The 10,904-nt window shown below is 61.3% G+C and carries 11 protein-coding genes and 4 tRNA genes; 10 read left to right on the forward strand and 5 right to left on the reverse strand.

The features are described from left to right. Window positions 1-45 precede the first annotated feature (45 nt). A complete protein-coding gene (gene sugE, locus CKW13_RS04495; RefSeq protein WP_095107399.1) occupies window positions 46-363 on the reverse strand; it encodes a quaternary ammonium compound efflux SMR transporter SugE in 318 nt (105 codons plus the stop codon). 116 nt (window positions 364-479) lie between these two features. Beyond that, window positions 480-1,400 carry a recombination-associated protein RdgC gene (gene rdgC, locus CKW13_RS04500; protein ID WP_095107400.1) on the reverse strand — a complete coding sequence of 307 codons (921 nt, stop codon included), beginning with the start codon at window positions 1,398-1,400 and terminating at the stop codon, window positions 480-482. Window positions 1,401-1,560: 160 nt separating this feature from the next. Between rdgC and CKW13_RS04505 the strand changes: the two genes are divergently transcribed. The 9 genes from CKW13_RS04505 to CKW13_RS04545 all read left to right on the forward strand — a co-directional run bounded on the left by CKW13_RS04505 (window position 1,561) and on the right by CKW13_RS04545 (window position 5,022). Beyond that, window positions 1,561-1,636 (forward strand) — tRNA-Val (locus CKW13_RS04505). Between the two features lie 19 nt (window positions 1,637-1,655). After that, window positions 1,656-1,732 (forward strand) — tRNA-Asp (locus CKW13_RS04510). A 187-nt stretch (window positions 1,733-1,919) separates the two neighbouring features. After that, window positions 1,920-1,995 (forward strand) — tRNA-Val (locus CKW13_RS04515). Between the two features lie 19 nt (window positions 1,996-2,014). Continuing rightward, window positions 2,015-2,091, forward strand: a tRNA-Asp gene (locus tag CKW13_RS04520). 251 nt (window positions 2,092-2,342) lie between these two features. After that, window positions 2,343-3,056 carry an FKBP-type peptidyl-prolyl cis-trans isomerase gene (locus tag CKW13_RS04525; protein ID WP_095107401.1) on the forward strand — a complete coding sequence of 238 codons (714 nt, stop codon included), beginning with the start codon at window positions 2,343-2,345 and terminating at the stop codon, window positions 3,054-3,056. A 285-nt stretch (window positions 3,057-3,341) separates the two neighbouring features. Further along, window positions 3,342-3,797, forward strand: coding sequence for a YkvA family protein (locus tag CKW13_RS04530; RefSeq protein ID WP_095107402.1), 456 nt, complete (start codon window positions 3,342-3,344; stop codon window positions 3,795-3,797). A 113-nt stretch (window positions 3,798-3,910) separates the two neighbouring features. Next, window positions 3,911-4,252 carry a helix-turn-helix domain-containing protein gene (locus CKW13_RS04535; RefSeq protein ID WP_095107722.1) on the forward strand — a complete coding sequence of 114 codons (342 nt, stop codon included), beginning with the start codon at window positions 3,911-3,913 and terminating at the stop codon, window positions 4,250-4,252. Next, window positions 4,249-4,620, forward strand: a complete 372-nt coding sequence (locus tag CKW13_RS04540; RefSeq protein ID WP_003179080.1) for a hypothetical protein — start codon at window positions 4,249-4,251, stop codon at window positions 4,618-4,620. The genes CKW13_RS04535 and CKW13_RS04540 overlap by 4 nt, the downstream gene beginning before the upstream one ends. Then, complete coding sequence (locus CKW13_RS04545) at window positions 4,621-5,022, forward strand: hypothetical protein (protein ID WP_095107403.1); 402 nt, start codon at window positions 4,621-4,623, stop codon at window positions 5,020-5,022. It abuts the gene before it with no gap. Here the strand turns inward: CKW13_RS04545 and CKW13_RS04550 are convergent. Together CKW13_RS04550 and CKW13_RS04555 are read right to left on the reverse strand one after the other, a co-directional pair. Further along, a complete protein-coding gene (locus tag CKW13_RS04550; protein ID WP_095107404.1) occupies window positions 4,988-6,799 on the reverse strand; it encodes a bifunctional diguanylate cyclase/phosphodiesterase in 1,812 nt (603 codons plus the stop codon). The two genes, CKW13_RS04545 and CKW13_RS04550, sit on opposite strands and share 35 nt — an antisense overlap. 122 nt (window positions 6,800-6,921) lie before the next feature. Next, entirely contained in the window at window positions 6,922-8,997 is a 2,076-nt protein-coding gene (locus tag CKW13_RS04555) for a carboxy terminal-processing peptidase (RefSeq protein WP_176465046.1), read from the reverse strand. Between the two features lie 139 nt (window positions 8,998-9,136). Here CKW13_RS04555 and CKW13_RS04560 point away from each other — a divergent pair, with 139 nt between their 5' ends. After that, the gene (locus CKW13_RS04560; RefSeq protein WP_095107406.1) at window positions 9,137-10,099 is read left to right on the forward strand and encodes a zinc-binding dehydrogenase; all 963 of its coding nucleotides are present in this window, start codon (window positions 9,137-9,139) and stop codon (window positions 10,097-10,099) included. A 128-nt stretch (window positions 10,100-10,227) separates the two neighbouring features. Here the strand turns inward: CKW13_RS04560 and CKW13_RS04565 are convergent, their stop codons facing one another. Next, window positions 10,228-10,881 (reverse strand): HAD family phosphatase, encoded by a 654-nt coding sequence (locus CKW13_RS04565; protein WP_095107407.1) that lies wholly within the window; start codon window positions 10,879-10,881, stop codon window positions 10,228-10,230. Window positions 10,882-10,904: the final 23 nt, after the last annotated feature.

Below are 10,904 nucleotides of genomic sequence, written 5' to 3' on the forward strand. Positions count from 1 at the left end.
CATACAAAAACGCCCGCGATTGCGGGCGTTTTCATGCCTGGCTACTTAGCTGGCGCTGACTTTCAACCCCACCAGCCCGGCGATAATCAACGCCACGCTGGCCAGGCGAAACAGCGCCATGGATTCGCCGAACAGGATGATCCCGGCGATTACCGTGCCGATTGCGCCGACCCCGGTCCAGATGGCGTAGGCCGTGCCCAGGGGCAACTCCTTCATGGCCAGCCCCAACAAACCGAGGCTGATGGCCATCGCGACGATGGTCAGTGCCGTGGGCAGCGGGCGGCTGAAGCCGTCGGTGTACTTCAGGCCGACGGCCCAGCCCACTTCAAAAAGACCGGCGAAAAACAGAATGATCCAGGACATGATGCCCCCCTATCCAATGGTGGGGTCGTCCCCGGATTGAAAGTTCGATAGAGCCGCGGGGTCGTCCCCGCGGTGGGTCGTATGGTGCCCGGCATTAATCCAGGGGGCAAGTTGGCCTAGATTCCCTGAGGCGTCTCTTCGCCGCCAAGGGCTTCGACCAGGGCCGGGAGGAACTCGCCGAAGGTCAGCATCATCAGGGTGAAACTGGCGTCCTGTTGGCCCAGGGCATCATCGCCGCCGTCCTGTTCGGCCTGGTCTTGCAACAGGTCCTCGAATTTCAGGCGCTTGACCACCATTTTGTCGTCCAGCATGAACGACAGCTTGTCCTGCCAGGCCAGAGACAACTGGGTCACGACTTTGCCCGTGCTCAGGTGCAACTGGATTTCTTCGCCGGTCAGGTCCTGGCGCTTGCAGCGCACGATGCCGCCGTCTTCGTGGGTGTCGCGCAGCTCGCACTCGTCGAGGACGAAGAAATCGTCCGCGGCTTTCTGGGTCTTGACCCAGTCGGTAAGGGTGGCGCTTGGCGCAACCTTGACGGTCAACGGGCGCACCGGCAGGGAGCCGATCACTTCACGCAGGGTCGAGAGCAGGTCTTCGGCGCGCTTGGGGCTGGCGGAGTTGACGAGGATCAGGCCCTGTTTCGGCGCAATCGCGGCAAAGGTGGACGAGCGACGGATAAAGGCGCGGGGCAGGAAGGCCTGGATGATTTCATCCTTGAGCTGGTCGCGTTCCTTCTTATAGACCTTGCGCATTTGCTCGGCTTCGATCTCGTCGACTTTTTCCTTCAAGGCATCGCGCACCACGCTACCCGGCAGGATGCGTTCTTCCTTGCGTGCGGCGATCAACAGGAAATCCTGGCTGACGTGGACAAGCGGGGCGTCTTCGCCCTTGCCGAACGGCGCGACGAAACCGTAGGTGGTCAACTCCTGGCTTGCACAGGCACGGGCCGGTTTGGTCGCCAGTGCAGTTTCCAACGCCTCGGCATCAAAAGGCAGATCTTGGGTCAGGCGATAGATAAGCAGGTTCTTGAACCACATGGGGCGGGTCTCTCCTTTATACAAAGGTGCGCATTATTCGCTTCCAATTCCGATAGGCCAACCCTTCGCTAAGCCTTTGGAAGGCCTGAAAAAATTATTTTAAAAAGTGCTTGCCAGAGTAGGGGGTGCTCCGTAGAATGCGCGCCACACCGAGCGTGAAGGGTGATTAGCTCAGCTGGGAGAGCGTCTGCCTTACAAGCAGAATGTCGGCGGTTCGATCCCGTCATCACCCACCATTCGCATTCAGTGTTACGCGCAGCGGTAGTTCAGTCGGTTAGAATACCGGCCTGTCACGCCGGGGGTCGCGGGTTCGAGTCCCGTCCGCTGCGCCATATTCGGTAACCTGGAACGCTGAACGCCAGGTCACCACAGAGAAGCCCGCTCACGCGGGCTTTTTTATGTTCGAGGTTTGTGTAGGGCGCGTCGATTCACGGTTTTTCCGTTTTTTTAATAAATTTATTAATTAAATCAACACGTTATGAAAAACTGTGGCACAATGCGCCCCGCATCGAAGGTAAAGGGTGATTAGCTCAGCTGGGAGAGCGTCTGCCTTACAAGCAGAATGTCGGCGGTTCGATCCCGTCATCACCCACCACTTGCTTTCAACGCTACGCGCAGCGGTAGTTCAGTCGGTTAGAATACCGGCCTGTCACGCCGGGGGTCGCGGGTTCGAGTCCCGTCCGCTGCGCCATATTCAAGTTCCCTGGCCCTCTGAACGCCAGGTCACGCTAGAAAGCCCGCTCAATGCGGGTTTTTTTTCGTCTGTGGTTTGGCTTTTTCAGTTCGCTTCTAACGAAATTATCGCGATGCCCTCAAATGCGCGGCAATGCCTGAACTTATCAGCCATATCCGGCTCTTATGCCGGTAGCCATTGGTCGTGGCCGCCTGATAAGCTCGCGGCTTTACTCGATTGCCCTCTCGGCGCATGAACAAGGAAATAGCATGAAACAGCATCGGTTGGCGGCGGCGGTTGCCCTGGTTGGCCTGGTTCTGGCGGGTTGTGACTCGCAGACCAGCGTAGAGCTGAAAACCCCGGCGCAAAAAGCTTCCTACGGTATCGGCCTGAACATGGGCAAAAGCCTTGCCCAGGAAGGCATGGATGACCTGGACTCCAAAGCGGTAGCCCAGGGCATTGAAGATGCCGTCGGTAAGAAAGAACAGAAGCTCAAGGATGACGAACTGGTCGAAGCCTTTGCTGCCCTGCAAAAGCGTGCTGAAGAGCGCATGGCCAAGTTGAGCGAAGAGTCGGCAGCCGCCGGCAAGAAGTTCCTTGAAGACAACGCCAAGAAAGCCGGCGTGGTCACCACCGCTTCCGGCCTGCAGTATGAAGTGGTGCAGAAGGCTGACGGTGCCCAGCCTAAGCCGACCGACGTAGTGACCGTTCACTACACCGGCGCACTGACAAATGGCAAGGTGTTCGACAGCTCCGTCGAGCGCGGCAGCCCGATCGATCTGCCGGTCAGCGGCGTGATCCCAGGTTGGGTCGAAGGTCTGCAACTGATGCATGTCGGTGAGAAGTACAAACTGTACATTCCAAGCGAACTGGCCTATGGCGAGCAGAGCCCGAGCCCGGCGATCCCGGCTAACTCGGTGCTGGTATTCGACCTGGAACTGCTGGCAATCAAGGATCCGGCAAAGCCGGAGGCCGCCAAGTAAGCAGCCGCGTCTGAGTCCACGACAACGCCCCGTTCCTGCGGGGCGTTGTCGCATCCGGCGTATGGAAAAACGAACCGATGGCACGGATAGGAGTCACAGGGAGAACTGGCGCCGCGCTAGAGGGTGATGGGCGCCAAGTCAATGAAATATTGGATTTTTTTATGTGAGTGAAAAACGCCCGATCTGAGTCTGGCCCTTGTAAAACGGGGCTCTCAGCAGGTTTATGAGGCTCTGTTCACAAGGTTATCCACAATTTGTGTGGATAACATTTCAGTGGGAGAAATGATGAAAACACCCTGGAGTTTCGCCCGTTTCCTCCCTATGGCTGGTCGGCTCCTGAGCCGTGGCCGTTTGCCTACCCTGTTGTTCGCCGTGGCCAGCAAAGGCGCGAGCCAGGGCAATCGCCTGGGCAAGCTCAAGGACGATCTGCGCTTGCTGCAGGCGCTGTGCCTGGCCTACTGGCGGGGCGAGTACCGCGCCATTAGCCCCAAGGCTTTGCTGTCGGTGGTGGCGGGGTTGATGTACTTCCTGAGCCCGGTGGATGCGATCCCGGATTTCATTCCGATGTTTGGCATGCTCGATGATATCGCCGTGCTGGCCTGGCTGATGAAAACCCTCACTGGCGAACTCGATGCCTTCCGCGCTTGGCGCAGCCGTCAGGCGCCGGAAAAACTGGCGGTGGTGGAGCGGTTGCCTGATACGCCGCAGCAGTTGCAACTGGAGCGGCCGAAAAAAAATTGATGGGTTTTCGCAACGGTTTGGATTGATCCCCCATTACGCTCTTGGCCGCTGTTAGGATTACACTCCTAAGGAAAGTGCTGACGCGCTAAGTGTTGTTGTCCTACGGGGTGGTAATGGATATTCAGATAATCGCACGCGATGGCGAGCCCGAGTACGCAGTGGTGCCATGGGCTCAGTATCAGGCTTTATTGAAGGCCGCCGGCCAGGACCCGGCACCGCCACAACCCGCGCCGGCCCGTCAAGCGCCAGCGCCAGACCAGGTTCTGCCGAGCCTGGGTCAACTGCGCAGTCTGCGCGAAACCAAGGGCATTGCCATTGAGGCGCTCGCCCGTACCGTCGGTATCAGCCCGTCCTACCTGGCCTTGATTGAAAGCGGCGAGCGTCTGCCCGACGCGGCGATTCGCCGGAGCCTGGCGTGGGAATTGACGGTGCCAGGATGGAGAGACGAGCTATGAGCGTGCGCATCAGTCGACAGCATTGGGACGGTTTGCTGGGCGAGTTGGACCAGGCCCGCCGCCAGCGCCACCTACTGACTTACCGCGCCCTGTTGGAGCGTCTGCAACTGCCCAGCCCGGCGATGCAGACCCTGACTGCCGCCTTGGAGCATTTGGCGGCGCTGGACGCCCGGGCGGAGCAGCCGCTGCGCAGTTCCCTGGTCATCAGCCAAGGCGCCAGCCGTTTGCCGCGCACCGGTTTCTTTGAGTGTGTGGAGCGTCTGGGGCGGTTCTCCGGCCCTTCCGATGGTGTGGCTGCCGCGTCGTGGCACGCCTCGGAAGTGGTGCGGGTTTTTGAATATGAATATCCCGAATCGGCGGAGGCTTAAGTGTTCTTGCGACTCAAAGCACGTGTCAGCTATTGGCTGGCGCGCCGGCTGTTTCATTGGTCCTGGCTGGTTCGCCAGCCGCGCGGTTGGAGCTGGATGGAAGGGCAGTTCGCGCGCATGGCCAACCTGGGGGATGTCGGCGCCCAGAGTTTCTATGGCCATATCCTGGCCTTCCGTGGCCAGGGTTTGGGCGCACGGGAGGAGGGCGTGCGCCTGCTGCGCTTGGCAGCGCTGGCCGGTGACGGCAAGGCCGCGTATCAGGTGGGCGTCTTCAGCCTGGCGGGAACGCCTAGCAAAGCGCCGGATCCGGCCGAAGCCGCGCGTTTCTGGAGCCTGGCGGCCAAGGCCGGGCACCCGTTGGCTGAGCTCAAGCTGGCGCAGTTGGCAGCGTCCGCGCACTAGGTGCCGGGTGGCTGTCCCGCGGTTTCAGGGCCAGGCTGTCGATCACATGGATGCTATGGCCGGGTACGTTCTTGGCGTGGTGCTTGGCTTGTGACGCCAGTTCGGCCAATTGGCTGGCGTCGAGGTGCTCGCAGGCCTGCGGGTACAGGTGCACGACGCCGATGGACAGCGACAGCAGGGCAAACTCCTGACGCACGCCTTGGCGGTTGGGCGCGATAAAGCAGCCGGCCTCCAGGTGCTCGCTGCGATAGAAACGTCGGCACTGGCTGTGAAAATCCTCCAGCAACTGGTTCAAGCGTTTGCGCCAGTCTTGCGGCCCCAACACCAGCAAGAAGTCATCGCCGCCAATGTGCCCGACAAAGTCGCGGCTGGGGTCGATGCGGTCGTTCAGGCATTGAGCGAGGCACAGCAGCACTTCGTCACCACGGCCGTAGCCGTAGATATCGTTGAAGGGCTTGAAGCTGTCGATATCCACATAACAGATCACCGATTCGCGTTGCTGCTGGAGTAGCCGCGTCAGGCACTGCTGGATCGGCACGTTGCCGGGTAGCAGGGTCAGCGGGTTGGCGTAGCGCGCCTGTTGGATTTTCAGCTCGGTAATCAGCTTGAGCACGTCGATTACCCGGCCCAGGCCCAGGTAACTGCCGTTGAGGGTGATGATGAAATCCTCCTCGATGCGCTGGCGTGCGCGGCTGGTTATCAGGCGGCTGACCTGTTGCAGCGACTGGCTCAGCTCCACGGCGAGAAAGTCGTCGTTCATCAGGCGGCTGATGGGCTTGCGGGCAAACAGGTCGGTGGCGAAGGGCTTGAGCAGGGCGTCGGACAGCGAATGGCGGTGGACGATGCCGCAGGGTTGGTCCAACTCGTCCAGCACCGCCAGGGAGTTGAGGTTGGCCTGGCGGCGAAAGGCCTCCAGTACCGTGGCGGTGGGTGTGTCGCGGGCCACGGCGGGTTGTTCGTTGAGCAGGGCGCTGAGGTCGCCGGCCTCTTCGGTCAGTGAGGCCGCCGGGTTGTCGAGCTTGGGCATCATGGGGTGGGCGTCCCGCGGCGGCTGTTCCTGGGGCCGGCAGAGCAGATACCCCTGGACCAGGTCCACGCCCATTTCGGTCAATACTTCCAATTCTTCCGGCAGCTCGATGCCTTCGGCGATCACCTGTGCCCGCGAGGCCCTGGCGATTTGCAGAATGGAGCCGACGAACTCGCGCTTGAGGGCGTCCTGGTGGATGCCGTCGATGAAGTGTCGATCGATCTTCACGTAATCGGGGCGTAGTTCCGACCACAGGCGCAGGCTCGAATAGCCGGCGCCCAAGTCGTCGAGGGCAATCGAAAAACCCATGGCGCGGTAGTGATGCAGGGCCTTTTGCAACAGTTGGAAGTCGTCGATGGGGGTTTGTTCGGTCAGCTCGATCACCACCTGGCTGGGTGGGATGCCGAAGTCCTGGAGCAATTGCAGGGTACGCCCGGGTTGGTGGGCGGCTTCCAGTAGGGATTCGGGGGAGACGTTGAGGAACAATTTGCCGGGCAGTTGCTGCTCATTGAACCGCCGGCAAGCACTGCGCCGGCAGGCCATTTCCAACTCGCTCAGGCGCTCGGCCTGGCGGGCCACGGCGAACAGGGCGATGGGGGAGTGCAATGGGCTGTTGGACGGGCCGCGGCTGAGGGCTTCGTAGCCGACGATGCGCCGCGCCGACAGCGAGATGATGGGCTGGAACAGGCTGTGCAACGCCCCTTGCGCGAGGATTGAACTCAGGGCGCTCAGCTGTTCGGTCGTGGTCATGGCGATCTCTGTCGAAAAAAAAGGACCGGGCTCCTTGGGGAGCCCGGTCCTGTATTTCACGACAGGATGATGACTGTTTAATGACGCTCCACTGGAGCGCCAATATTAAATTGCCACTACTGTCAGTGCTTGGCGATCGCCGTGTTCAACTTGAGGTAATCGAGCAGGATGCGCCCGGTTTCGCTCAGGTAGGCATCGTCTTCGGGCTTGGTTTTATCAGGCTCGGCGGCGATCACGTCTTCGTCTTCTTTCTTCAGCTCCTTGAGCGGCGCTTCGCCCTTGGCCTTGCGCCGGATGTTTTCCATCACCAGTTGCTGGGCTTCGATATCGGTGTGCTGGGCGCGGCGTTCGGTTTCGTTGAGGCTGACGGTTTTTTCCGCCATCAGCTTCTGGGCCAGGGCCAGCTTGTCGCGGATGAACACGAACTCGGCGTCTTTGGCCGAACGGCTTTCATGCTCGGCCTTGAGCTGGGCCAGGAACGGCTTGAACGGGTCGAGCGCGGGGCGGATGGCCGGGCGGATGGTGTCCCACGGCATGGCTTCGGGCAGGGCGCTTTCGCCGATTTCCTTGGTGTCGATCAGGGACGGGAAGTCCAGGTCTGGCAACACGCCCTGGTGCTGGGTGCTCTGCCCGGAAACCCGGTAGAACTTGGCCAGGGTCAGTTTCAGCTCGCCATGGTTGAGCGGCTGGATGGTTTGCACCGTGCCCTTGCCGAAGGTCTGGCCGCCGATGATGAGCGCGCGGTGATAGTCCTGCATGGCGCCGGCGAAAATCTCTGAGGCCGAGGCCGAGAGGCGGTTGACCAGCAGCGCCATCGGGCCTTTGTAGAAGGCACCGGGGTTTTCGTCTTCGAGCACATCGACCCGCCCGTCGGCATTGCGCACCAGCACGGTAGGGCCCTTGTCGATGAACAGGCTGGTCAGCTCGGTGGCTTCCTGCAACGAGCCGCCACCGTTGTTGCGCAGGTCGATAACCACGCCATCGACCTTGTCTTTCTGCAACTCGGTCAGCAGTTTCTTGACGTCGCGGGTGGTGCTCTTGTAGTCCGGGTCGCCCGCACGGAACGCCTTGAAGTCCAGGTAAAAAGCCGGGATCTCGATCACGCCCAGCTTGTAGTCGCGGCCGTCCTGCTTGAGGTTGAGCACCGATTTTTTCACGGCCTGGTCTTCAAGCTTCACCGCTTCGCGGGTGATGGGCACGATCTTGCTGGTTTGGTCGTTGGGCGCGTTGCTGGCGGGGATCACTTCCAGGCGTACCACGGTGCCCTTGGGGCCGCGGATCAGCTTGACCACTTCGTCCAGGCGCCAGCCGACCACGTCCACCAGCTCTTTGTCGCCCTGGGCGACGGCGATGATCTTGTCGGCGGGGGCCACTTGCTTGGTCTTGTCTGCGGGGCCCGCGGGCACCAGGCGCACAATCTTGACTTGATCGTTGTCGCTCTGCAGCACCGCGCCGATGCCTTCCAGCGACAGGCTCATGTTGATGTCGAAGTTTTCCGCGTTATCCGGCGACAGATAGTTGGTGTGCGGGTCGTAGGACATCGCGAAGGTGTTGATGTACGCCTGGAAGATGTCTTCGCCGCGGGTCTGGTCCAGGCGCACCAATTGGTTCTTGTAGCGCTTGGTCAGCAGTTCCTGGATGGCCTTGGGTTCCTTGCCGGCAATCTTCAGGCGCAGGACCTCGTCCTTGACGCGTTTGCGCCACAGGTCGTCGAGTTCGGCGGTGTTTTTCAGCCATGGCGCGTCCTTGCGGTCGATCAGCAAGGTTTCCTTGGCATTGAAGTCGATCTTGTCCACGCCTTTGTTCAGTTCGGCCAGGGCGAAGTCCAGGCGCGATTTGACGCGGTCCAGGTAGCGTTTGTAGATGGTGAAGCCCGGGTTCAGGTCGCCGCTTTTGAGCAGGTCGTCGAACTGGGTCTTCCACTTGTCGAATTCGCTGATGTCGCTGGCCAGGAAGTAGCTGCGCGAAGGGTCCAACAGCTTGATGTAGCTGTCGTAGATGATGACCGAGCGGGCATCGTCCAGCGGCGGTTTGCTGTAATGATGGCGTTTGAGCAACTCGACGACGTTAAGGCTGGCAATCACCTCGTCACGATCGGGCTGAAGTTTGTCCCAGCTGTTGGCTGCGAACGTTTGGCTGGGCAAAAGGCCCAGGCCAATGAAAAGAGCGAGTGCGGTGCTGGGGAACAAATGCTTCATGCTGATTCGACGCGGGGGCAATTGATAACGCATATTAGGCCGTCTTTGAAGTCGCCGGTTCCATAGGGGCCGGTCGCATAATGCAAAAAGCCCGACGCTACAGCGAACGGGCTCAGTCCGGACTCACTATGGAGGCACTGTGAAGGCATTGCAAGGCGTTGAAGGTCATGTGGAGTGGGTTCAAAGCCCGCGTCCTACCTGTGATGTAGGGCAAGTTCGTATCCGTGTGGCGGCGGCGGGTTTGAATCGCGCCGATTTGCTGCAACGCGCGGGGCTCTATCCGCCGCCGCCCGGCGCTAGCCCGGTGCTGGGCCTGGAATGCTCCGGGGTTATCAGTGAAGTGGGCGCCGGGTCGTCCTGGCAGGTAGGTGACCGGGTATGCGCGCTGCTGGCCGGCGGCGGTATGGCCGAGGAAGTGGTGGTGGACGGCCGCCATGTGCTGCCGGTGCCCGAGGGCTTGTCCCTGGCCGAAGCGGCGGCGTTGCCGGAGGTGTACAGCACGGCGTGGCTGAACCTGTTCCGCTTGGCGGCGTTGCAACCGGGCGAAAAAGTGCTGCTGCACGCCGGCGCCAGTGGCGTGGGCTCGGCGGCGATCCAGTTGTGCAAGGCGTTCGGCAACCCGTGCTGGGTCAGTGTCGGTTCGGCCGACCGTTTGGCGTACTGCGAAACACTGGGGGCCCAGGGCGGCGTGGTGCGCACCGATGGCCTGGAAGGCTTGGGGGACTTCGGCCCGTTCGACGTGATCCTCGACCCGGTGGGTGCCAACTACGCCCAGCTCAACCTCAAGTTGCTGGCCCAGGATGGCCGCTGGGTGTTGATCGGCCTGATGGGCGGCCGCGAAGCGCCGTTCGACCTGGCGCAGGTGCTGGCCAAGCGCGTGCAGTTGCTGGGCTCGACCCTGCGCAGCCGCGACGAGCAGTTCAAGGCAGACCTGCTCAGCGACCTGGGCCGCCAGGTCTGGCCGCTGTTCAGCGAAGGCCGCCTGAGCCCGCAACTGGCCCGCACCTTCGCCATCCACGACGCCGAAGCCGCGTTCGCGCAACTGGCGGGCAACCAGGTGTCGGGCAAGTTGGTGTTGGTGATTGACGATAGTTTGGTGTGAGTTAACCCCAGCGGTTGGCTGTGGGAACCGTGGGAGCGAGCCCGCTCGCGATAGCAATGGACCGGCCCCTTAAGAGTTGACTGACAGTCCGCCATCGCGAGCGGGCTCGCTCCCACAATGCACGCCAGCTACTTCCAGTGATGCACCGGCCACCCCGCCTGTTCGGCATGGGCACGCAGTACCGGGTCGGGATTGACCGCGTGGGGGTGGTCGACCTTGCGCAGCAGCGGCAGGTCATTGCGCGAGTCGGAATAGAACGCCGCGCCTTCCAGGTTTTCCTCTTCCTCATCCAGCCATTGCAGCAAACGGGCGATCTTACCTTCGCGGTAGGTCAGGGTGCCGACCGTGCGCCCGCTGTAGACGCCCCTGGCCACTTCCAAGTCGATCGCCAGCACTTCGTCGATGCCGATGCGCGCGGCAATGGCGCTGACCAAGTGGGTGCCCGAGGCGGAGATCACCAGGATGCGGTCGCCGGCCTTGCGGTGGCGGGCGATGGTGGTGGTGGCGTCGCTGTAGATCAGCGGCTCGATGACGTCTTCCACCCAGGGTTCGACCAAGTGAGTGATTTCCTCGGGGGTGCGGCCGATCATGGGTTCCAGGCTGAACGTCATGTAGTCCTCCATGGCCAGTTCGCCGCGGCTGTAGGCGTCCATCAGCTCATTGTTGCGGCGCATGAAGGGCTCGGGGTCGACCCAACCCAGGCGCCCCATTTGCTCGCTCCATAAGGTGGCGCAGTCGCCGTGAATCAAGGTGTCGTCCAGATCGAAAATTGCCAACGCCATCAGTGCGGTTCTCTCTTAAAAAG

The sequence above is a fragment of the Pseudomonas sp. Irchel 3E20 genome (genome assembly GCF_900187645.1).
In the GTDB taxonomy this organism is placed as follows: Bacteria; Pseudomonadota; Gammaproteobacteria; order Pseudomonadales; family Pseudomonadaceae; genus Aquipseudomonas.

What these genes read in the sequence shown, in the direction of transcription:
- sugE (WP_095107399.1), bottom strand. Translation starts at nt 363, where the DNA reads ATGTCCTGGATCATTCTGTTTTTCGCCGGTCTTTTTGAAGTGGGCTGG.
- rdgC (WP_095107400.1), bottom strand. Translation starts at nt 1,400, where the DNA reads ATGTGGTTCAAGAACCTGCTTATCTATCGCCTGACCCAAGATCTGCCT.
- CKW13_RS04525 (WP_095107401.1), top strand. Translation starts at nt 2,343, where the DNA reads ATGAAACAGCATCGGTTGGCGGCGGCGGTTGCCCTGGTTGGCCTGGTT.
- CKW13_RS04530 (WP_095107402.1), top strand. Translation starts at nt 3,342, where the DNA reads ATGAAAACACCCTGGAGTTTCGCCCGTTTCCTCCCTATGGCTGGTCGG.
- CKW13_RS04535 (WP_095107722.1), top strand. Translation starts at nt 3,911, where the DNA reads ATGGATATTCAGATAATCGCACGCGATGGCGAGCCCGAGTACGCAGTG.
- CKW13_RS04540 (WP_003179080.1), top strand. Translation starts at nt 4,249, where the DNA reads ATGAGCGTGCGCATCAGTCGACAGCATTGGGACGGTTTGCTGGGCGAG.
- CKW13_RS04550 (WP_095107404.1), bottom strand. Translation starts at nt 6,799, where the DNA reads ATGACCACGACCGAACAGCTGAGCGCCCTGAGTTCAATCCTCGCGCAA.
- CKW13_RS04555 (WP_176465046.1), bottom strand. Translation starts at nt 8,997, where the DNA reads ATGAAGCATTTGTTCCCCAGCACCGCACTCGCTCTTTTCATTGGCCTG.
- CKW13_RS04565 (WP_095107407.1), bottom strand. Translation starts at nt 10,881, where the DNA reads ATGGCGTTGGCAATTTTCGATCTGGACGACACCTTGATTCACGGCGAC.